This is a genomic window from Nibrella saemangeumensis, from assembly GCF_039541915.1.
Taxonomy (GTDB): domain Bacteria; phylum Bacteroidota; class Bacteroidia; order Cytophagales; family Spirosomataceae; genus Nibrella; species Nibrella saemangeumensis.
The window spans coordinates 35,976-59,760 of the sequence record NZ_BAABHD010000030.1 but is presented as its reverse complement, the minus strand read 5'-3'; the positions used below and the strand labels follow the sequence as shown (position 1 = coordinate 59,760).

Annotated in this window: 14 protein-coding genes; 4 read left to right on the top strand and 10 right to left on the bottom strand. The window is 55.5% G+C overall.

Features of this window, described 5'->3' with window-relative positions:
* Positions 1–248 precede the first annotated feature (248 nt).
* From ABD949_RS15275 to ABD949_RS15260, 4 genes are all read left to right on the top strand, one after another.
* Positions 249–1,799: an alginate export family protein gene (locus ABD949_RS15275; protein WP_345244719.1), complete on the top strand. Its 1,551-nt coding sequence runs from the start codon at positions 249–251 to the stop codon at positions 1,797–1,799.
* Between the two features lie 33 nt (positions 1,800–1,832).
* Positions 1,833–3,137, top strand: coding sequence for a NarK family nitrate/nitrite MFS transporter (locus tag ABD949_RS15270; RefSeq protein WP_345244718.1), 1,305 nt, complete (start codon positions 1,833–1,835; stop codon positions 3,135–3,137).
* Between the two features lie 115 nt (positions 3,138–3,252).
* Positions 3,253–6,864, top strand: a complete 3,612-nt coding sequence (locus ABD949_RS15265; RefSeq protein ID WP_345244717.1) for a molybdopterin-dependent oxidoreductase — start codon at positions 3,253–3,255, stop codon at positions 6,862–6,864.
* 63 nt (positions 6,865–6,927) lie between these two features.
* Positions 6,928–8,385, top strand: coding sequence for a rubredoxin (locus ABD949_RS15260; RefSeq protein ID WP_345244716.1), 1,458 nt, complete (start codon positions 6,928–6,930; stop codon positions 8,383–8,385).
* A 172-nt stretch (positions 8,386–8,557) separates the two neighbouring features.
* Here the strand turns inward: ABD949_RS15260 and ABD949_RS15255 are convergent, their stop codons facing one another.
* From ABD949_RS15255 to ABD949_RS15210, 10 genes are all read right to left on the bottom strand, one after another.
* Positions 8,558–8,737: a hypothetical protein gene (locus tag ABD949_RS15255; RefSeq protein WP_425576757.1), complete on the bottom strand. Its 180-nt coding sequence runs from the start codon at positions 8,735–8,737 to the stop codon at positions 8,558–8,560.
* Positions 8,738–8,783: 46 nt separating this feature from the next.
* Positions 8,784–9,050 (bottom strand): hypothetical protein, encoded by a 267-nt coding sequence (locus tag ABD949_RS15250; protein WP_345244715.1) that lies wholly within the window; start codon positions 9,048–9,050, stop codon positions 8,784–8,786.
* 22 nt (positions 9,051–9,072) lie between these two features.
* Positions 9,073–9,261 (bottom strand): hypothetical protein, encoded by a 189-nt coding sequence (locus ABD949_RS15245; protein WP_345244714.1) that lies wholly within the window; start codon positions 9,259–9,261, stop codon positions 9,073–9,075.
* Between the two features lie 103 nt (positions 9,262–9,364).
* Positions 9,365–9,877, bottom strand: coding sequence for a RidA family protein (locus ABD949_RS15240; protein ID WP_345244713.1), 513 nt, complete (start codon positions 9,875–9,877; stop codon positions 9,365–9,367).
* A gap of 8 nt (positions 9,878–9,885) precedes the next feature.
* On the bottom strand, positions 9,886–11,637 hold the full coding sequence (locus ABD949_RS15235; protein WP_345244712.1) for a PQQ-dependent sugar dehydrogenase: 1,752 nt from the start codon (positions 11,635–11,637) through the stop codon (positions 9,886–9,888).
* Between the two features lie 111 nt (positions 11,638–11,748).
* Complete coding sequence (locus ABD949_RS15230) at positions 11,749–12,999, bottom strand: amidohydrolase/deacetylase family metallohydrolase (RefSeq protein WP_345244711.1); 1,251 nt, start codon at positions 12,997–12,999, stop codon at positions 11,749–11,751.
* Between the two features lie 25 nt (positions 13,000–13,024).
* Positions 13,025–14,242: an aminotransferase class V-fold PLP-dependent enzyme gene (locus ABD949_RS15225; RefSeq protein WP_345244710.1), complete on the bottom strand. Its 1,218-nt coding sequence runs from the start codon at positions 14,240–14,242 to the stop codon at positions 13,025–13,027.
* 79 nt (positions 14,243–14,321) lie between these two features.
* Entirely contained in the window at positions 14,322–16,610 is a 2,289-nt protein-coding gene (locus ABD949_RS15220; RefSeq protein WP_345244709.1) for a T9SS type A sorting domain-containing protein, read from the bottom strand.
* Between the two features lie 118 nt (positions 16,611–16,728).
* On the bottom strand, positions 16,729–19,551 hold the full coding sequence (locus ABD949_RS15215; RefSeq protein ID WP_345244708.1) for a S8/S53 family peptidase: 2,823 nt from the start codon (positions 19,549–19,551) through the stop codon (positions 16,729–16,731).
* Positions 19,552–19,580: 29 nt separating this feature from the next.
* Positions 19,581–23,618 (bottom strand): S8 family serine peptidase, encoded by a 4,038-nt coding sequence (locus tag ABD949_RS15210; protein ID WP_345244707.1) that lies wholly within the window; start codon positions 23,616–23,618, stop codon positions 19,581–19,583.
* Between the last annotated feature and the right edge of the window lie 167 nt (positions 23,619–23,785).

Genomic DNA, 23,785 nt, shown 5'->3' with positions numbered 1-23,785 from the left:
GCACCTTATGGATCGGCTACAGGGTTTGTCTATGTTTAACACAAACGATTACAAAGAAAATGAAAAAAAGACGCTAAAGCAAGTTTGCTTCCTCACTCCGTCGGGTGATTAGTGGCCGTCGTCACCCCGTTCTCCACTCATAAAGCCTGTCTTATGCTGGCTTTTGCACTTCGTGTACCCGGACGGGTACACGAGCCTTCGTATTGCCTTTATCCATTCTTCACTTGTCTTAAACGGAACGTACGACCATGAAAATAGTCTACACGCGCCTTGCTGTTTCCAGCGTAATCCTGCTCGCTTTATCGGGGCCGCTCCGGGCCCAGCTATCACTGACCGGCCAGCTCCGTACCCGCACCGAACTGCGCGATGGTCTCGGCAATCTGGCTCCCAAAAGCAGTCCCGCTGCGGCCTTTACCTCGCAGCGTACCCGCCTGAACTTCGGCTATAAGTGGGACCGCGTTAACTTCAACGTAGCCATCCAGGATGTGCGCGTCTGGGGGCAGGATGCCTCTACCATTAACAGTGCCGACGGTAACCGGCTGATGGTTCACGAGGCCTGGGCTGAATTAGTCCTTGCCAACAGCGCCGATACTACCTTAAAATTCAAGCCTGTTCAGAACCTCTCCTTCAAAATAGGCCGCCAGGAGCTCGTATACGATGATGTCCGGCTGCTCGGTAACCTCGACTGGCTCCAGCAGGCCCGCCGGTTTGATGCCGCTTTGCTGAAAGCCCAACACCATGGCTGGGCACTCGACCTGGGCGTTGGCTTTAACCAGAATACCGATGCGTTTGGCACGGTAGGCACTTATTATACCCCGGCCAATACGCCCGCTTCGGCTTTATCCAGCATGAATGTAACGCTGGCGATTCCGGCCGGCTTTCTGCCCACCAATGGCAAAGGGGGAGCGCCGGTTGTCGCCAATGCCGTTGGCACCAACGGACAAAACCAGCAGTTCAAGGCGTTTCAGATGGCGTATCTGGCGCGTAAGTTTAATCAGACCAAATTTTCGGCCCTGGTCTTCAAAGACGACTTTCAACGGTATCGTATAGACAGCATTGGTAGCGCTACGGCTGGTTACGTATATGGCAGACGGTATGATGTGGCTGGGTTTAGTTCCCGCCTTACCTACGGGACCATGCTCATTGGGCAGTTCGGCAATGCGGCATCGGGCATCGGTAAAGTACAGTGGCAGGCGTTCGGCTATTTGCAGAGCGGCAGAGACCGCGATAGGCTGCGGATAAAGAATGCTTACCACTACGGGGCAAACGTCATGTTTCAGAAAGGACTGCTCAGCGCCGGACCCGGTTACGAGGTGCTTTCGGGCAATAATGAAGCCGGGCTGAAAGCCGGCGAAACCAGCCGTTTCGACCCGCTCTACGGTACGCCCCACAAGCATTGGGGGTACATGGATTACTTCTACGTCGGTACGGGTGCCCCAGCCGGTGGCCTGAAAGATGCTTTCCTGAAGTTTAAATACAGTGGCTCGCGACTGACGACCACCTTTGATGTACACTACTTTACCCTGGCGGCTACCACGTTCAACAAGATGCCGGATGCCCCCACCGGTGCTAAACTGGATGCGAAGCTGGGCGTAGAGTATGACTTTGTGGCTACCTACGGCCTCAACAAGTTCACGACCCTGGAGTTTGGCTATGCGCTCATGAACGGCACTAACACGCTGGAGTATACCAAGCAGGGCACCATGAACCAACGGGATAAAATCGGCACGTGGGCGTACCTGATGATTAACATCCGCCCCGATTTTCTCGCTGCCAATTCCCTTGTCGCTAAGAAGTAATGGCTAATCATAGAATCTTAACACGCTACAACTATGAACCTGATATCGCAACAACCACTAACAAAGCTCAATATCTTCCGGACCAAAGGCGTACAGATGCGTACGTTCCACCTCACCTGGCTGGCCTTTTTCTTCTGTTTCTTTGGCTGGTTCGGGCTGGCCCCGCTGATGAAAGTCATCAAGGATGACCTCGGCCTGACCAAGGAGCAAATCGGCAATGCCATCATCGCTTCTGTAGCGGCTACGGTCGTCGCCCGCATCCTGATTGGCCGCCTGTGCGATACCTGGGGACCGCGCAAAACGTATTCGGCGCTGCTGGCGGTGTCGGCTATTCCCATCATGACGGTGGGTCTGGCACATTCCTACGAGGCTTTTCTCCTGTTTCGGTTGGCCATTGGGGTAATCGGTGCTTCGTTCGTGATTACCCAGTACCATACGTCGGTGATGTTCGACAAGAAGATTGTCGGCACCGCAAATGCCGTGGCCGGTGGATGGGGTAACCTGGGTGGAGGCATTACCAACATGGTGATGCCGCTCATCTTTGCCCTATTTGTGGGAATGGGCTATATGCCGGCATCCGCCTGGCGACTGGCCATGATTGTGCCGGGCGTTATCCTGCTCGTGCTGGCGGTGCTGTACTACCGCTATACCAAGGATACTCCGGCCGGCAACTTCGATGAACTGTCGGAAGATGCCATAGCCAGCTCTCCTAAGGCTAAAGGAACCCTGGCGATAGCCGCCAAAGACCCGCGTACCTGGGCGTTGTTCCTGGCCTACGGGGCATGCTTCGGCATCGAGGTGACCTTCGACAACATTGCCGCGCTGTACTTCTCGGAGAAATTCGGCGCTAGCCTGACCACGGCCGGTATTCTGGCTGGCGCATTCGGTTTCATGAACCTGTTTGCCCGCGCTATGGGCGGTATTGTAGCCGATAAAGTAGGCAACACTTTTGGCCTGAAAGGCAAAGGCCGGTTGCTGGCCCTGCTGCTGGCGCTGGAAGGTGTCGGTATTGCCTTGTTTGCGCAGTCGGGCAGCCTGGTGCTGGCTGTCGTGCTCATGCTTGGTTTTGCGATGTTCCTGAAAATGGCCAACGGCGCTACCTACGCCATCGTGCCCTTCATCAACCGCAAAGCCATTGGTTCGGTAAGCGGGATTGTCGGTGCCGGAGGGAATGTAGGTGCGGTGCTGGCTGGCTTCCTGTTCAAGTCCAGCACCATCAGCTATTCGCAGGCCTTTCTGTACATCGGTCTGGCGGTTGGTGCTGTGGCTGCGGTGGTAGCCGTCATGAGCTTTGAGAAAGTAGCCGAAGTGACAGAGTCGGAAGTAGCGATGGCTTAAAGAGTGAAAGAGCGATAGAGCGAAAGAGTGACATTCAACCTATGCCGGGGCAGAGACCGCTCTTTCGCTCTTCCACCTTTTATAGAGATATTAAAAGCTTAAAAACCACAATTATATGGGTGCGCACGTAAATCAACATCAAACTACCTGCTGTTACTGTGGCGTTGGCTGTGGTGTGGTAGTGAAACAGGAGCCAAACGGGCGACTGACCGTTGAGGGCGATAAGCAGCATCCGGCCAACCGGGGTATGCTCTGCTCGAAAGGCATGAACCTGCATTACACGGTCATGGACCAGTCGGACCGGTTGCTGTATCCCCAGATGCGGCTCAACCGGGCGATGCCCATGCAGCGGGTAAGCTGGGATACGGCTTTGGAGCGGACGGCCGCCGTTTTCCGGACGTTTATCCAGAAATACGGTCCCGATTCGGTTGCGTTTTACGTGTCGGGGCAGTGCCTGACGGAGGAGTATTACCTGGTTAATAAGCTGATAAAAGGCTTTATCGGCTCCAATAACATCGACACCAACTCCCGGCTCTGCATGAGTTCGGCGGTGGTGGGTTACAAACTGTCGCTGGGCGAAGACTCGGTGCCGGTTTGTTATGATGATATTGAAGAAGCCGACGTGTTTCTGGTGCAAGGGGCCAACCCGGCCTGGTGCCACCCGATTATCTGGCGACGCATCGAAGCGCACAAAACCGCCAATCCGAACGTCAAAATCATTTGTGTCGACCCCCGTAAAACCGATACATCCCGTTCGTCGGATTTACACCTGCCCATCAAGCCCGGTACCGATATTGTGCTAAACAACGCCATCGGGCGGGTGCTGGTTGAAAAAGGGTACATCGACGAAGAGTTTATTGGCAACCATACCGACGGCTTTACTGGCTTTCGGGAACTGGTGATGCAGCGTACCGTCGAAGAAGCCGCCGATTTGTGCGGGATCCGGGCCGAGGACATTCGGTTAGCGGCTAAATGGATTGGCCGGTCGAAAGGGTTCCTGTCGATGTGGACGATGGGCCTGAATCAGTCGGTGATTGGGGTAAACAAAAACCTGTCGCTGATTAACCTGCACCTGATTACCGGCCGCATCGGTAAGCCCGGCAACGGCCCATTTTCGCTGACCGGCCAGCCCAACGCCATGGGTGGCCGCGAGGTAGGTGGACTGGCCAATGTGCTGCCGGCGCACCGCGACGTAACCAACGCCAAACACCGCGCCGAGGTGGAAACCTTCTGGAACAGTCCGGTGAAGATTGCCGATAAGCCCGGTCTGACGGCCACCGAAATGTTCGACGCCCTGAACGACGACCGGTTGAAGGCCATCTGGATTATTAACACCAATCCGCTGGTGAGTCTGCCGGATGCCAACGCGGCCGAGGCAGCGCTGAAAAAAGCCCGCTTTGTGGTGGTGCAGGATGTCTCCAACCGGGCCGATACGGTGCCCTTTGCCGATGTGGTGCTGCCCGCAGCCGCCTGGCTCGAAAAAGAAGGCACCATGACCAATGCCGAGCGCCGGATTACGCACCTGCCTAAAGTACTGGATGCGCCCGGTGAGGCTCTGCCCGATGCTGAAATCATATGGCGCTTTGCCCACAAGATGGGCTTCGGTGAGTCGTTTGACTACGCCAGTGCTTCTGACGTCTATCAGGAGTACACTCAGATTACCGCCGGGACGAATGTGGATGTTACGGGCGTAAGCTACGACCTATTGCGGGAACAGCGGAGTGTGCAGTGGCCGCTTTCGGCAGTTGGCAGTTCTCAGTCAACAGAGGGCAGTGGGCAGTTGGCAATAGACAGGGGCGTAGGAACGAAGCGTTTATTTACGGATCATGTGTTCTACACCCCCAACGGCCGGGCGCAGATTCACGCGGTGCCGGATGGAAATAACTCCGAGCCCACCGACGAAGATTTTCCGCTGGTGCTCACGACTGGCCGTATCCGCGACCAGTGGCATACCATGACGAAAACCGGTCGGGTTGCCAAGCTGAACCAGCATAGTCCGCAGCCGTTCCTGCAAATTCATCCCGACGATGCCCGCGCCCGTGGTATCAAAGCTGGGCAGTTGGTGGAAGTCAAAGGCCGTCGTGGGGAAGTGCGGGTAAAGGCACAACTAACCGACGACGTGCGGCAGGGGCTCTGTTTCCTGCCAATGCACTGGGGTAAGATTCTAGGTAAAAACCTCGGCCGGGCCAACAACCTGACTAATTCCCTGTATGACCCCCGCTCGAAGGAACCAGACTTTAAATACTCGGCCGTTCAGGTAGTGCCGTACAAAAAGCCGGTCGAAAAAATTATTGTCATCGGTGCCGGTTCGGCGGGGCTGGGCTTCATCAACGCCTACCGGGCACTCAAGTCGGACGCGACCCCGGAGGAGGACGAAATTCACGTCTTCTCCAAAGAAATTTATCCGTTCTACAACCGCGTGCTGTTACCCGATTATATCAGCGGGGCGCAGTCGTGGGAACAACTTGTCAAGCTGCGCGAAGACCAGTTCGACGAAACAAAAATCATTGTCCACAAAGGCGTTGGCATTGCCCACATCGACCGAGAGCATAAGGTTGTGACCGATACCAATGGCGTGGAGCATAGCTACGACAAATTGCTGCTCGGTACCGGTAGCAGTGCCTTTATGCCGAAGGGTGTGCCCCGTATACCGGGCATTTTCAACATGCGGTCGCGGCTGGATGCTGATTCGCTGCTGCCCTACTTAAACCAGCCAGACCCTCATGCCGTAATTGTCGGCGGTGGTCTGCTGGGTCTGGAACTGGCGGCTTCGCTGCGGCAAATGAACGTGCGGGTGACGGTTATCCAGCGGATTAGCCGGTTTATGGAGCGTCAGCTCGACCCACTGGCCGGTGAACTGCTGTATCAGGATCTGATTGAACGGGGTATCGAGGTGTATTTCAACGAAGAGGTACAGACCTTCCGGGGGACCGAACAGGTTGAAGGTATCCAGTTGAAATCCGGCCGGAAAATAGACTGTCAGGTGGTGGTGATCGCCATTGGTACCATACCCAATATTGAACTGGCGCGGCAGGCCGGACTGGACTGCAACCGGGGTGTGGTAGTCAACGATTACCTGCAAACGACAGACCCCGACATTTTTGCCGCCGGGGAGATTGCCCAATGGCGCGGGCAGATGTGGGGTATTACGCTGGCAGCCGAACAACAGGCCGAGGTAGCGGCCCGGTTTATTGCCGGGGATATTTCACAACCGTACAAAGGCAGCGTGTCCATGAACATCCTGAAAATGGAAGGTCTGCACCTGTGCAGCATCGGCCTGCCCGAAGCCCCGCCCAACGACCCCGACTACGAAGAGATTGTGTTCATCGACCGGGCCAAGCGCTATTACAAGAAGTGCATTGTCCACCACGATAAGCTGGTTGGTACCATACTGGTAGGTGACAAAAACGAGTTTCAGGAGTTCCGCGACCTGATTGCCAGTGGCGTTGAGCTATCCGAAAAGCGGCTCCAACTGCTCCGGTCGAGCAAGAAGGTAGACCCCGTGGAAGGCAAGCTGGTCTGCTCCTGCAACAACGTCGGCCAGGGCAACCTCGAACGCGCCATCCAGAGCGGCTGCACCGATTTCCAGCAACTCTGTCAGAAAACCGGCGCCGGCACCGGCTGCGGCTCCTGCCGGCCGGAGGTGAGGAGTATACTCGAATTAATGAGTGAAAGAGCGGTAGAGCGAAAGAGCGGGGCCTTGCCGCCCATTATCGCCAATCATTAGCCAGGCTGCTTTGCAACACACTCTTTCGCTCTATCACTCATTCGCTCTATCACTCTTTGAATCATGCGCGACTACTATTCCCTCAAAATAAATCTCCCGGCGGGTATTGTATCGCCGGGGTATCTGCAAAATGTGCTGACGCTGGCGTATAATGCCAATGTGCGGGAGGTGCGGTTTGGTGCCCGGCAGCAATTGCTGATGACGGTGCATTACGAAGACATGCGCTTTCTGGAAAAAGACCTCAAGACGCACCAGATTTTCTACGAGGTAAACCGCGACGAGTACCCCAACATCATCAGTTCGTATTGCGGAGAAGAGGTATTCCGTACCGGCGACTGGCTGCACGAAGGGGAATACCATACCGTGCTGGATAGTTTCGAGGACCGGCCAAGGCTGAAAGTAAACCTGTCGGATTCCAGCCAGAGTTTTACGCCGTTCTTTACCGGCAACCTCAACTTCATTGCGTCGCCGGAGCCGCACTTCTGGTACCTGTACATCCGCCCGAAGCAATGCAACACGGTATTCCGCTGGCGGGAGTTAATCTATACCAATGAGATTGGCCGACTGGTGAAATCTCTCGACGAGGCCATGCTCAACCAGGGGCACCGTGATGAAAAGTCGCTGTACCGGGCTGTCACGGCGGAGCGGCAGTACATCACGCAGCCGGCTACCCAGGAGCTGGAACTCCCCGAATTTTCACTGCCCTACTACGAAGGTTTCAACCGCTACGGCCAGCGCTCGTGGCTGGGACTGTACCGTCGGGAGGAGCAGTTCTCGATTGCGTTTCTGCTGGACCTTTGCCAGCTCTGTCTGAAAACCCGCATCGGCGAAATCTGCGTGACGCCCTGGAAATCGCTCATCATTAAAGGGATTGAAGAAAAAGACCGGGGCGGCTGGTCGTACGTGCTGTCGAAGCACAACATCAATGTGCGCCATGCGGCCAACGAACTGGCCTGGCAGACGGAGGACCATAGCGACGAGGGTACCCGCATCAAGAACTCGGTTATCCGGTACTTTGCCAAACACGATACCCGAACATTTGGCCTGTGTTTTGGCGTACAAACCCGGCCCAAATCGGAGGTATTTGGCTCCGTGCTGATTCGCCAGCGGCCGCTGCTGCGGATTGGACTGCTGCCCCTCTTTAGTGTCTACGACTTGTATTTTGCCGATAACTTCAACCCCAACAGCCGGACCTATCACCTGTTTGAACGCGGACTACTCAAAATGATGGTACCGGGCCAGATTGAGCGCCTATGCCGCAAGTTTGGCATGCGTCGTTCACTCGAAGGCCCCGAAATCCTGCGCCCCGACCCGGAAGAATCCCAGCCAGCCGCCGATACCGAACCCGTCGTCCACCAGTGCCCCCACTGCCTGACCGTCTACGACGAGCAATTCGGCGACCTCCTTCGCGGCATTCCCGCCGGTGTCCCCTTCGCCAAACTACCGGATTCTTACCAATGCCCTACCTGTGATGCGCCGAAGAAGGAGATGCGGGAGGTGAGGTTGGAGGCAGTTGGCTGACTGAATAATTATTGTATGTTGCTAGTTATGGATGATCAGGTATAATCGTTTCTTTACTTACAATTACTCGGCATTCGGAAGATACCTCTATTACTTTAGAATTTTTGTTATAAGTATGAGCAGATTTTGGCCACTTTAACAACTTTATATTATAGCTTTATAGAGGAGGGCTTCACTCCGTTACCTTCAGCACTTTCTCCATTGGAGAGCCGGTCTTGATAAGCTCCCTCTCCAGTTCTTTGGGTACTTCGTCGGTGTAGGCCCGAATGTCGCCTTCTTTGTGGTAGCCTTTGCCGACCACAAACACTAGATTGTCCAGTTTGGTGAATCCGAAAAGTGAATCAAGGAGCAAGCAAGTGAAAATACGTTATTCTACAGGTAGTAGCTGTTAACCCTTTTTAGTAAGTTTGATCTTTTATTAACCTGAGATTATTTAGCTCAGGGACTTCAATAACGCAATCATGAGGTATCTTGCCCCGATTAATCCAGTTAGTCACTACCTGCGTAGACAGGTTATGTTGCTGGGCGTACTTGGCAATGGTTACCCACTCGGCTAAGTTCAGCCGATGCCCCTGCGTTTCCAGAAACGAGAGAGTCTCAGCGGTTCTGGACTGAATATCAGCCAGCTCTTTATCAAAGTTCGGAAGTGTCTTGTCCTTTACCATCGCTCTACCTCTTATCAGTTGGTCATTCGTCATCCGGCTTTTGTTGTCTCAGCCATTCCAGAATCTCTTTTTGCTTCAACCACTCTTTCACCCATTGCATATGCTTGTCCTGCGCTTCCAACTCAGCATAGTGTTCGTCAAGAATAGTTTTGGCGCGGGCATATAGGGCTTCATGGGTTTTAATCAAATTTTGTAAATCCTTTTTCTTCATCCGGGCGGGAATGACTGCTTGACAATAACCCAATAAAAATACGGATTGTTTCGATACGAAACAATCCGATGACGTACTCCCTATTTTGTACAGGCTATTCTGATTAGATATATGCAATGCAATCCATCTCCACCAGCGAACTACCGGGGACTCCGCCGTAAACGGCTACGGTGGTGCGCACGGGGGGCTTGCTGCCAAATCGGCCTTTGTAGACTTCGTTCATGCCTTTGTAGTCGTTGAGGTCGTGGAGGTAGACGTTTACCTTCAGCACCTTTTCCATTGACGAGCCGGCTTTAATCAGTTCCTTCTCCAGTTCTTTGAGTACTTCGTCGGTGTGGACCTTGATGTCGCCTTCTTTGTGGTAACCCTTGCCGGCTACGAATATCATATTGCCCAACTTGGTAGAGCCTGAAAACAGGGGCACATCCTGGTGCATCTCTACATTGAATACTTCTTTTTCGAGGGCGGGTTCGGCACCGGTGGATACTGCCGCTTTGGCCGATTCTGATGAGGTGGCGGCCATCGAGGTGGCGGCAACCGACGTTGCGCTTAATCCGGTGATACCAGCTACGGAGGCAAACAGTCGTTTTAAAATGGATCTGCGTTCTGCTTTCATGAGAGGGGTTACTTTTTTAAGGCTACTGTTTTTCTGATTGCATTCACTTCGTCGGCGCTTACGGCATCGGCCGTGTTGCCGAAGTTCTGCCGGATGTGGGTCAGCACCTGCGCAATGTCTTCGTTGCTCAGGAAGCTGTGCTGCGGCATTACATTGTTGTACGACTGTCCTTTTACCTCAATAGGGCCTTCCAGCCCTTTCAGGAGCACTTCGATCAGCCGCTTTTTGTCGCCGAGCACCCACTCCGAACCGGCCAGGGGTGGGAACCGCTGCGAGTCGCCGAGGCCGTTGCGCTGGTGACAGGGCGAGCAATAGACGGTATATACTTTGCTACCCGCCACCGGCTTGTCGCGGTCCAGGTTGTCCTTAATCGGGTCGGGTGTGCGGATATGCGACATCGTTTTGCGCTTCTCCATCTGGGCCAGTTGGGCGAGGCCAAAGTTCTTTTTGTTGCCTTTGTAGGTAATCCGCCAGATTTTACCTTTTTCGGTTTCCGCAATGTATAAGGAGCCGTCTGGTCCCATGGCAATGCCCATTGGACGGTACACAGCATCGCTCACGTTGACTATCAAATCTTTCCCCACAAATCCATCCGCAAATACCTCATAGCTGCCCGAGGGCTTGCCATCTTTCAAGGGAACAAAGCCAATGATGTAGCCGGACTGCGGATAGGGAGCGCGGTTGGTAGAGCCGTGGAAGGCAATAAACGCCCCGTTCTGGTACCGCGCGGGAAAGCCATTGGTCAGGTTGGTGCCCTGATAGAACAACAGATCGTTGGGTGCCCAGTGACCTGGAAAACCAATCAAGGGCTTTTCCAGATTCATCTCCTCCGGATTGAGCCGGCTATCATTGGCGTACTCCGGGTTGATAACTTTCTTCCCTTTGATCTGATCGTAGTACGTATACGGCCAGCCGCCATCAAAGCCATCTTTCACCCGGAAAAACTCTTCAGACGGCAGTACCGCGCTCTGCCAGGGCGAATACGTACCCGCCCACAACATGAGCAGGTCGTCGCGGCCGTGCTGCAGGGCATACAGGTTATTGTCGACCGGGTTCCAGTCCAGGGCCACCACACTGCGGAGGCCGGTTGCGTACTTGTAGCCGTCCTTCTGGGTCTGGCCCGTTTTGTTGGCGTCGAACCGCCAGATGCCGCCATGATCCTTCAGCATGGTGCATGGATACTGACCTGCTGAGTTGGGCGTACGATTGCGTTCCTGACAGGTGTTGGAACCTGCCCCAAACGGGACGTACATATTCCCCTGGTTGTCGAACGTAAGCGGCTTGGCAATATGCTCGTGCATGCCGTGTTTGTGATCGTCGGTGAGTACCACCTCCAGCGGGCTTTCGGGTACAAGTTTGCCGGGTGTCAGCTTATAGCGGTACACGATGAGTTCGGAGCTGAAATACAGGAAGCCGTTGTGAATGCGCATGGCGGTACCGTAGGAGCCTTCCCGGTTTAGGCCGCCGAAGCGTTTGATGATGTCGGCCCGGCCATCTTTGTTGGTGTCCCGCAGGGCAATCACCGATTCATCTTTGTCGCGTACGAACCGCGCCTTTACGTAGATGTCGCCGTTGGTGTTGACGGCGATATGCCGGGCGCGTCCGGCCAGGCTATCAACTACCACCACAGCTTCAAAGCCATCGGGCAGGAACAGTCCCCCGTTGGCTGTGGTGGTGACCGGCAGCTTGTTCTTATCGTCGGGTGGGGTAAATCCGATAAAAGCCGTTATAAGTAGTAGAAAGTATCGAAGGTGTGGCATGTTGATTAGTTAATTGGTTCATTAGCAGATTGGTTAATTGGGGACGGGTTCAAAATGGCTAATTAACCAGCAAACTAATTAACCATTGAACCAATCAACCACTCAACCAAATCACCGCAGCACAATCGGGTTGGCAATGCCGTTGAGGTCGTACACGATTTTACCGCCCTTGATGGTCATCTCGCACTCGAACTTCTTTTTGCCCTCCACTTTGTAGCCAGTCTTGTCGTAGAACCCGAACTTGCCATCCCGAAGGTTCAAGATCGCCACATCGGCGATGGCGCCCACAGACAGATGGCCCAGGTTTTCGCGATGAATCACCTGCGCGGGCGTCCACGTACTGGCCCGGATCACGCTGGGTACATCCATGCCCATGCCCAGGAATTTGGACATAACGCTCAGCATATCTTTCATGGAGCCGTTCATGCTGCCCGTGTGCAGGTCGGTGCTGATGGTGGTCGGGTGAAAGCCGCTCTTCATGGCTGGTATGGCTTGCGAGTAATTGAAGCTGGCGCCCCCGTAGCCCACGTCGAACACGATGCCCTTCTTGCGGGCTTCCCAGACAAACGGCCGTACCTGCCCGCTCTCTTCGTCGACAATCGTCTCCCGTACATTATTCTCCAGCAGGGTATAGGTATGGGTAAAAATATCGCCCGGCCGCAGGTACTTCAGGAACAGGTCTTCCAGCGGTAGCGGGGGGGTACTACCGCCAAAATCGATGATCACAGGCAGGCTGGCGAGTTTACCGGCTTCTACCACGCGTTGCACAGGTGCCCAGTTCTGCCCCTGAAAGTGCGCGAGCTTAAAGCCGACGATATCGTTGGGGTTGCTGAGGGCCACCGCTGCGGCCATGCGTGGGTCCATATCGGTGGTATCCTGCTCCCAGACGCCCCCGCGCATGCCTTCGCCGACGATGTTAATGAACGATAGCACCCGCGTTTTCGAGTTGAAGATGATGTTCTTCTTAAAAGCCGGAAACGATTTCCAGCCGGCCCCGCCCGCATCCACGATAGTGGTAACACCTACCCGGAAGGTAAAGCCATCCGGCATAATGGCCGACAGCCCGTTACTCAGGTAGCTGTTGGCTTCGGTACCGGAAAAAACGTGTCCGTGAATATCAATCAGGCCCGGCGTTACATACAGGCCTTTGGCCGCCACAACCTGCTTCGCGCCGGAGGCATCAATGTTTTTGGCGATCTGGACAATACGGCCGTCCGTAATGGCGACATCCATCACCTCATTGACATTGTTCTTAGGGTCGATCAGATGCCCGCCTTTGATGACAATGCTGTAAGGCGTCTGGGCCAGGGCCGTGTCCCAGAAAAGGAAAAGAACAGACAGTAGGAAATAAAGCTTTCGCATGGTGTTTAGGAATAGAACGAATCGATCAGACCGATGCTTTGGTGAACTCTTCTTTCAGCCGCGAGGCCACAATCTTCTCCTGACCCGGCTTCAGCATCCAGGTCGTTATACTGATGCCGTTGGGCGCGCTTACCACTTCGATGGACGGGTTGCCGTTGCGCAGATTTTCCTGCAGTACTTTGGTAGTCAGCGACACTTTCGCCGGGTCCCACGAAATGCGCAGGGTAGGGGTATGGTTGCCGAGGGGCGGAGCATCCGTCGTGACGGTTACCCCATTAACCTTCGTGATGGTATCGGATATATGCGCGGCCCGGTCTTCCCACATTTTCCATTCTTTCTGGTGGTCCTGGTTCACGAACTTCTCCAGCGCCACGTACATCCCCAGAATCTCTTCCTTGTTGACCTTCATGCCCCGGCCGATGGTCGAGCCACGAGGGGGCATACTGAGCCGGGCTGCGGCAATCAAATCTTTTTTGCCCATTAGCAGGCCCGCGCTCTGCGGACCCCGCATGGCTTTGCCGCCGGAGACGCAGACCAGATCAAAGCCCATGTCGTTGAACTTCCACAGGTTTTCCACCGGCGGCACATCGGCTGCAATGTCGATCATCGTGGGTATATTATGCTTTTTACCCAGCGCCACCCAGTCTTCGTGCATGATCTTGCCCTTGTCGGACTGGATATGCAGGAACCAGAGCAGGGCCGTTTTTTCGTTAATGGCCTTCTCGACATCGGCAATGGTTTCAACCTCCACGATTTTGCAGCCGGTATTGGTCAGCGCGTGGTTGTAGCCTACGTTGTGGCCTTTCTGGGCAATCACCTCCGACTTCATGCCGGTGCCTTCCAGATGCGGCAGTTGCTCCACTTTTTTCTGGTCCATACCGGTCAGCACCCCCGCCAGCCCCAGCGTCATGGCCGAAAAGCAGCCGGCCGTTACCACCGCCGATTCCGCGTGCGTCAGGGCCGCAATTTTTTCGCCAACTTTCGTCTGCACATCATCCAGCATGACAAACTCTTTGGAGGCTGCCTGAATGGCGTCCATGACTTCGTCGTGCATGAGCGAGCCCGTCATTGCCGTATAGGTCCCGGCGGCATTGATAAAGGTACGGAGGCCGAGTTCTTTGAATAGGTTACGGGCGGCCGCTGGCGCTGCCAACGCGGAGTCAAACGGAGTTACGCTACCAAACAGGCCACCAAGCAGTGGCATAGCTGATAGACGCCCAAGGAGCTTTCGTCTACTGAGCATAGCAGGTAAGGGTTATCAGGATAGGAAGTAAACTGAGGGGTAAACTACTGAAATTTCAGCTATTTCAGAAGCGAAATACTCACAGCTTCATAATTCGTTTCGAGATTTTCTGATTGCCAACGCTGATTTGGAGAATATACGTCCCGGCGGGGAGTGCATCGAGCGGCAATGTGGTGGTTTGGGCACCCGTTTCCTGCCGGAGCAGGGCCTGACCGGCGAGGTTTGTCAATTCCAGCGAAGCGGGATTCGCCGGCGATAAGCCGTTGATGCAAATCGTTAACGTACCGGTCGTGGGAACGGGGAAAACGTCGATAGCATCCACCAACAGCTCAAGGCCTAAGAGCGGGTTTACCGTCACTACTACCGTACCGCCGGTAATGATCCCCGTGCCGCACACATTGCTGACGTTTGTCAGGTAATAGGATGTAGTCTTTGTGAGCGATATTGCCATCGTGTACGAACTGGCTGCCGTCTGGATCGTCTGCACCGTACCGGCTCCGGCAGCCGTGCTATCGCGGTATGAGAAGGTCCACGGTCCCTCGCCCCCTAACGCAACGGATACCGTGGCCGATTGACCCACCGTCAGGGTCTGGCTGCCCGTCAGCGTAGCCACGGCCCGCCCACGCACGTTGACCGGCAGGGTAGCTTTAGGACCTTCGCATCCGGCGATTGTCTGTGTCACCTGATACATGTAGGTTGCTGCTTTATCAGTATTAATGATGGGAGCGGCATTCAGTCGACTGCCATCTGCATTGTACCAGATTAAACCTGTACCGGTCGCCGTCAGGACTTCGGGTGGCGAAAACTGACAGATGTCTTTTGCGGTAACGCCCGGCGCGTCGGGTACCGGGCTGATGGTAACCTGTAACGGCGCTCGCGAACTTTCGCAGCCATCCAGGGTTTGAGTGACATAGTAAGTGGTTGAACCAAGCTGGCTGGTGTTGGGCACCGGCGCAACCGGAGATCCGGTAGTGTCGGCCGTACTGGTGTACCAAAGCAGGTTTTGCCCCGTTACCGGTAGCATTGGCGCGGTTGCGTTCTGACAGAGCGTTATGTGCTGCACAGCAGGCGACGGAGCCGGTTTTATCCTGATCCAGTACGCATCACTCTGCGCTTTCGGATTCGTACTGGTGACTTTTACCCGAGACCGCCCTCCTTCTATCTGCTGAATCTTCCCGCTTATGGCAGAGATGTTATTGCCTTTGATAATGCTTGACACATACGAGTTATTATTTTGGTCGTAAATCGCCAAGGTGAAGGTATTATCTTGCTGGAAGTCGAGCGAAGACGTAAACGATACCTTCAGTTGGCTGCCGGGGCAAAACACCGTGTCGTTGATACTGGTTAGCTGAAACGTTGGCAGAGCGTCCGGAAACTGAATCTCAGCCGTGTAAACAGAAGCAGGGCCTTCTCTGAAATAAACGTTCTGCACATTGTACAGCGGCATCCAGGTATAGGCAGCTACGTTATTATACACAGCTTTCACCAGAAAGTTGGCATACCGTATATGCCAGGGGTAACCCTGCGTGGATGGCTGGAAAGGATTGGTCGCAAACTCGAAGATGCCCCGTCCATCAGTCTGTCTCTGAAGAACAGGCGTGGGTGTAACTTTATTGGAGTACCAGTCGATAGGGTAGATCTCAATGGTGGCATTATCCATCGGTTTACCCTGAGCGTTTACAGCTTTAAGTTGAATTTTAGCCGGAAATGCCTTTGTTATGTAAGCTTCACCTACTATTGGCTTACCGCCTGTGGTGTTGAGCAGATTAACGGTATGTTCGTCCCATACGATGTTGTCGTATGTGGAATTCATGATGGAACTGATAGCCTCAAACGATTGCTGATTTATCGGGTTGTTCCGGCTTTCTACCCGCATGGCGTATATATCAACAGCTCCCCTGGCGTGACCGAATTCATGCGTAACACCGTCAGTAGCCCATTTACCGAACGGACCGCCATACAAATGCCATGGCCAGTTGTGGTATATGGTCGTGTTGCCCCCGTACCATCCGCCACCGCTTGTAACGGGGGAGAATCCGTTGATCACCAGCTTATAGGTGTACCCAGGGTGGGGCCTGGAAATTTCCGGCCCGGCATCTCCGTCGAAGACGTAAACCGAGTCGGCTCGAAAATCAAACCGGCCCTTAAAATCCCGGGAACTGTTAAAATTGGCAGTTACAGTCGCTAGCTGATTCCGGGCAATCGTCGCGATGTCTTTGCTAGACGTGTGCTGGAAATAATCAGCTGTTTGCCTCTCCACCGCAATGACTACATTGAACGCCCATAGTTCCTGCGCATAAACGGTCCGGTTACTGATGACAATAAAAAGGCAGACACTCAACAACCGAAAAAGCAGACGATGACCCATGGCGACAGGAAGAAAAGAAGGACAAGAGTGACAGGCCAAAAGTAGGGGCAGCGTGCTACTTAGAGAATGAGTAATGTCAGGGAGGTTACTGACATTCAGTCGATTTAGGCCTCGTTCATCACTTTTTGATAAATCGATGCTCCCTGCGCCGGTCACCATCCGTCACGCGAATCCAGTACCCACCGGGAGCCAGGTTACTGACGTTCATCTCCAGCAGGAAATAGTCGCCCTGCCGCATCAGAGGAATGGCCTGCCGGTTGAGCCGCCCCTGTACGTCGTATACGCTTATGCTTACCTCCGTGGCTTTCGGATGGGCGTAGCGAATGGATAGGGTGGAGGCCGCCGGCACAGGGTATACAGTGAGGCTACTGTCATGGGGGGCGGTGCTGAGAATGGGGCCGGTCGGCAGGCTATTGTCGCCCGCTACCCGCACCCGTTTCACCGCCGAACGGCCCGTGCAGTTCTGCTGGTTGATCTGCACCTGGTAAGTCCCCGATTGATTTACCAGCAGTTGATGGCCGGTGGCACCGGTCAGCGGGGTTTCATTGCGGAACCACTGGTAGCGAAAATCAGGTGCGCTGGGTGCCTGCAACCGAACCGAGGCACCCTGGGGAAGCAGCAACTCCTCGTCGGCCGGCAGGAGGGAAATCGTGTTAACTGTGGAGGCCCGGATCACTACGCCGGCCGATGTGACCTGACAACCCTGCTGTTTGATCCGTACCTGGTACGTTCCGGGTTCTTTTGCCTCCAGCGTACCGGATTGCGCCCCCGCAATGGGCTGGCCGTTACGCAGCCATTCGAACGGAACGGCAGCTATACCTTGCTCGGTAATAGCCGTTAGGGTAACTGACGCATTTGGGCAAAGCCATTGCTCCTGGGCGGGGGAGAGTGTGACCGTCGGCGTGGTAATCCGGACGCTTACCGGCTCCGAGGTGCCGGTGCAGCCGTTGCGGTCGGTAATCCGGACTACGTAATTACCTGATTCGCTCACCGTCAGCGCAGCCCCGGTGGTACTGGCCAGGACATTCCCATTGCGTAGCCACTGGTACTGGTAACCGGCATTGGTACCGGCGCGTAGCGTCAGCGTGCTTCCGGCGCAAAGGAGCGTATCGCGGCCGGGTGTGATGGCCGCAGTAAACTGGCACTGGCTCGGACGCAGGCCGCTAACGAGCAATGAAAACGGCTGAGCGCCGTAGGTCAGGTTATTTTTATGGGAAATGGTGAGGGTGTAGGTCTGGTCGGCTACCGGATTGGCAATGTATACCTGCTCTACATTGTCGCGGATGTTGTCGCCCCGCTGCGCCGGCTGCCCGGGTCGGCTGGGGTCCAGTACCCAGGGCAGGTACACGGTACGACCGTCGCTGATGCGGAGGTCCAGATCGTTGATGAGCCTGGGGGTGCGGTTGTTCAGGTTGGCCGCGCTGAGCTGGGTAGCCGGGGCTTCGGGGTCGGTCCAGACCAGCGTAATCACCAGCGGTTCGCCACCTTTGGCAACGACCTGCTCTGTAACGGCGCGGTTTTGCGGCAGCGTGCGCTCATAGAGCCGGTGAATATTGGGTTCGTTCACGATCACCTGGGCGGCTTTCTCCGTGTTCAGCACACCCCAGCCTAGCTGATAGTCAGGCCCCCTGGCTGGTTCGGGACGGTCGGCGGTATGAATGGCCAGGCCTTTCAGTGTTGCCGAGCGCATAAACTGGGGTATGCCATTGGGTTCTTTCATGCGTTGGGCATACAACTCCTGCAGCAGCAGCAATGAGCCGGAGACATTGGCGGAGGCCATGGAGGTGCCGGTATAGGTGCCGTAACTCGTGGGACTTTCGGCCAGTGATGAGAGTATTCGCGTGCCGATACCCACCAGATCGGGTTTGATGCGGCCGTCGTCGGTAGGCCCCCAGCCACTATAGGCTGATGCCTTCAGGCGGGTAAGCTGGTTCTGGGCATTTAGTGTAACATCGGCGGCTCCGACCGTCAGCACATTTTTGGCAGTAGCTTCGCCGGGAATGACATCGTAGCCGTCGTTGCGGCTACGGGGCAGGGTGCTTTGCTGACTGGTGTTTTTCAGGTAATAGGGGGTTCCGGCGGTTGGTCCGGTTTCGCTATGCTTATTATCGGCCGACCGGACCATCAGGTAATACGGATTGTTGAAGGCGATCCGGTCCAGGTCGCGGGCGCGGCCGGAATAAAAACCGTACAGGTAATCTTCCGTATCACTGATAGCCGGGGTACCCCACCATTCCCACTTTAGGTCCGGATTGCTGCCGGGACGTTGTTCGTTCAGTACCCAACCGGTAATGGGGCCGTAGGCATGGTTGGAGATGAGCAGAATCGGAGCGGCTGCGGTGATTTCGGTCAGGTCGTTGGTGTAATCCCAGACCAGGAGTTGAGCGTTGAAGGCCATACCGCGGGCGGCCGGGTTGATCCCTCTGGCGATCAGTGTACCGGCCATATGGGTGGCATGATCACTTAACTCGCCGGTGCTGTTCATTGGCAGAATCCGGCCGGTCAGTTCCTGGTGGTCAGCCCGTGGTTTGCCACCATCCCATATGGCTAACTTACCGGCTACATCGGTACTGCTGCCGTTGACCACCAGGCCTAGTGGCCCTTTGGTATAGAGGCTTTGGGTGCGTGTACCGGCGGCTGCTTCGGTATTGTGCAGGGAATAATAAATCGGCTGCCCCAGTGAATCAATTTCCTGCAGCGTTATCCAGCGGTTGCTGGAATACTTTTTGCGGAGGGGCCAGCCCTGCTTCCTGGCTTGCCGCAGGGTCTGCTGGCGGAGGGTTTTGTAACGGGATTGTAGTTCCTGCTGCCAATTACTTTTTGCGTCCAGCTTTATCTGACCATAGGAACCGATGTTCGTCCATATTGTAAAAAATACCACTGCAATGCCCTTGCACAGGGCAACGGCTACCTTTCGGCCGCTCCAGGGCCTATGGTTCAATAACGCAGTCGTAGAGGTGTGCAGAAGCGCTACAGCTTTATAATTCGTTTGATTCGGGTGGGCGAGGCACCATCCTTCTGAATCAATACAAAAAATGTACCGCTCGGCAGGTCAGTCAGATCGAGGGTCGCTGTATAAATTTTTTTGTCGCTTCGCATTGGTACGGACCGCACCATAACGCCATAGAGGTTGGTAAGCTGTACCACGGGCAGTGGCTCATTGGCGGTAGCGGCCGGTATCTCTACGGTCAGCATCTTAGCAGTTGGGTTGGGGAACACGGCAAAATAATCGTCAGCCGGTGCCGGCTCCGTCGCCAGGATTACGACCGTTACCTCTTCGGACACCAGCTCTCCGCAGCCGTCGATGCTGGCTCTGACTGAGTAGCGTCCCGACCGGTTGGCCGTATAGGTCTGACCGGTGGCTCCGGGAATGAGACTGCCATCCAGCAGCCACTGGTTACCCGACGCGACGCTGGAGGTGAGCGTAAAGCCGTCGCGGGTAATTGCCGGTGGAGCAGCCGTCCGAACGCTTACCTGAACCGCCGATGAGGTGGTGGGTAAACAGGCATTAGCCACCTGCACGGCGTAACTCCCCTCCGACGACGCGAAGTACGCGGCCGAGGTAGCACCCGCAATGGGCTGGCCATTGCGCAGCCACTGGTACGACAACCCCGTACCGGTATTGGCCCGGAGCGTAACAGCACTGCCCCGGCAGATGGCCGTTGACCCATCGGGTGTAATGGTAGCAGTAATGGCATCGCCCGTCGTCAGGACTACGGCCGTACGCTGCGCAACCGGGCAACCCAACGCTTTTATTTTCAGGTCGTAGAAGTAGTACCATGAGCTGGTTAGCGTGTCGGTTCGAGAAGGTTGGATAAACTCCGAACCTTTGATGCTAACCATACCGGGCAGCTGAAATGGAAAACCGCTGACGCCTGCATTGCTTCGGAAGATGCTGGCCCCGTCTTCGTACTCAATGGTGATTTTGTAATCGCCCGCTTCCGGAATGCGCAAATTGAGCGGGTATTCGGCACCGGGGTCGTTGGGATCGTCGGCTAATTGGCCATTGGGGGCCGGGCCGGTAACGTTGGGGTTGCGGGTAGCAGTAACGTCGAGGGTAACGACCGAAACAGGGGAGTCATCGGCCCGGCGAACGGTAAATGTCAGTCGGCCTGACGTGCCAATGTAAAGCCTTGCGCTCTCAATCAGCAAGGGTACCTGTACCGATAGCAACGGAGACGGCCCGAAGTTACCGGCGTATGATCCACCACCAAACGCGCTCTTGCTGGCAGGACCCAGCCGGCCGGCAAAATCATTGATGGCTGCGTAATAGGTATCATTGGTGGGTCTCAGGCCCGTAGACGCCCGGTTGCCACCCGCCAGGAAATTACCGCCTGATGGGGAGTCGTACCAGAAGGCGGTGCCTGCCCCGGAATTGGTCAGGGAAACAGCTGCATCCTGACCGCAGGCCAGGGCTGCAAAAATACCGGTAGCCGGAGCCGGACTGGTGGTGCGGCTAACCGTAATCTGGTTATTGGTACCATCCTGGTCAGCGTTCAGCCCCGTGGTAGAGATAAACTGGTAGCTCCGGCCCGGTTCGAGTCGTACCTGAGGAGGAACTTTTAATGATAGCGTCGATTCGCTGAAAGCCGCCAGCGACGGTACGGTGCCGGTTAACGTGGTCAGTTCGTTCTGACTGGCATCTACAATCCGGATGGTCACCGGAATATGCTGCTGAAGTTGCGTGCCGAAGTTCCGTATCCGCACGGCTACGGTAAAGCCCGCGTCGGAACCGGCTCCCGTCTGGGCACAGAAACTGGACTCGGGAGAGACCAGCGTGATCACCCCCACATCGTTGGCGGTACGGATATATTGAAGCAGATATTCCTGGGTTTCACCGTTGGTGTACGGGCCGCAGGGTGTAACCGTTCCGGCATTATTCGTTTCGACGGCCACAATCCGGAGCCGGGTAAACTGCCCGTTGGCCAGTCCTGGCGGAGCCGTAATCGTGCCGGAAAAGGTACCTCCTCCGCTCAGTACCCCGGATGTAGCGGCTGTTTCACTTGCATCATCAAAATCGCCATCCAAGTTCCAGTCTACATAGGCCTTCACCACCACATCACGGGGGGCATCACAACTGCCCACCGTCACCGACAGTGGCAACTGCTGGCCCGACTGCACCGTGGTCATTTGCTGCATAAAATCCGAATACGCCGAACAGGTGCCGGACCCGCGCTGGTCGATGCTGCCGATTACGACCCGGTCGATGCGGCTGCCGGTATTGGCCGTAGCCGCCGACGAGCAGTAGGCTTGTCCGCCCGCACCGCTCACCAGCAGGGAGTAATCCTGCTTGCCGTCTTTCAGATTACCCTTGTGCGCAATGGTCAGCGTGTAGGTACGGCCGGGAATAGGATTCGGAATGACAATCTGTTCCACATTGTCCCGGATGTTGTCACCCCGCTCAGCGGGTTGATCCGGGCGGTTCGGGTCCAGCACCCAGGGCAGTATATTCTCGCTGCCGCTGGTGAGCCGGATATCCAGGTCGTTGACAAGTTTGGGGGTGCGGTTATTCAGGTTGTCTGATGAAATAGAGGTAGGTGTACCTTCCGGATCAGTCCAGCAGATGGTAACCATCAGCGGTCCCCGGCCTGAGGCTACCAAGGATAGGGTGTAGGTCTGGTTCTGATTCAGCGTTCGTTCGTCCAGGATGTGGCTGCGGTCGGCGTTGTGGATGACCGTAGCGGCCCGTTCCGCGTTCAACAGTCCCCAGCCGTAGCGGTAGTCGGGGCCGGGAGCGGTGCCAACCTCTTCGGCGGTATGAATGGCCAGCCCTTTCAGGGTCGACGAGCGCATAACTTTCCCGTTGTTCAGCTGCGCAAAGTACTCCTGTAAAAGGAGCAGTGAACCGGATACGTTGGGCGAGGACATCGACGTGCCGGACTGGGAGACATACCGGTTTGCGCCCGCCGAACTGGCCGATAAGACACTGACGCCGACACCGACTATATCGGGTTTAATGCGGCCGTCATCCGTAGGTCCCCAACTGCTGAACGACGCCAGCCGGGCGTCGGCTGGCTGAAAGTAGCCGTTGGCGATGGAACTGACGGCACCCACGGTCAGAATATTTTTCGCCGTGCCGTAAGTGCTGATCTGGTCGTAACCGTTCTGGTCTTTCCGCAGGTAAGTACTGGTTGTGTTACGGCTACCCAGGTAATAAGAGGCACCAGCCGCCGGGCCGTTTGAGCCATGACTGTTTCCGGCCGATTTGACGATCAGGTAGTAAGGCGCGTTGACGGCAATGCGATCCCAGTCCCTGGCTTCACTGTTGTAGATGCCGAATTTGGTATCCTCCATGGCATTCGCCGTTGTGTCGCCCCACCATTCCCACTGTGTACTGCCGGCGCGGCCGCTGTTGAAGTACCAGCCGGCCTGGGCACCGTAGGAGTGGTTGGAGATCAGCAAGTCCTGGGCGGCAGCCGCCATCTCGGTTTCATCGTTGCTGAAGTCGTATGCTTTAAGCCGGGCTCCACTGGCCATACCCCTGGCCTGGGCGTTCTGCCCTGAAGCGATCATGATTCCTCCAACGTGCGTTGCGTGGTTGTCGGCCGCCGGGCTGGCGTTGTCTGCCTGCGTCACGCGGTTGCCAAACTCGGCATGGGTCGCTAATATGCGCCCGCCGTCCCAGATCGCCAGCCGGTTCTGCACGGCCGGTGAGGCTCCGGTCAGGTTCAGCCCCAGGCTGCCGCCTTCGTACAGGGCGTTGGTGCGGGTGGTGGTACCGGCGCGGGTGGCACTATGCGTAATGTCATACAGCAACTCCCCGCCTTCGTCTATTCCTCGTAGTTTAAGCACGCTACCATCTGGCCTGACTTCCTTGATCAGGCGGTTTTGCTGCCGGGCCAGTTGCAGCGCCCGATTGTAATTGCTTTCCTGAGACTGGCGGATGTCCTCCTTTACCTTCGTTATCTGGGTACGCTGCCGGGCATTGTAAGGTAGAGGTTGCCCTGTAAGGGAAAGCCAGCAGAGTAAACAAAAACCGGTAATCAACCACTTGTAAAGATGCGACATATGCTGTTGGGGATGAAGCCAACTAAATTACGTACAGAACTGCAATTCATTGCTATACCGGAAAGAGTATTTGAAGAACGGATGGCGGGCGCAGGAAAAGCCGTTTATATACGCCTAATAAACTAATGTATCTAACGTTAATCGATTGTCGGTGAGCTATCCCCTAA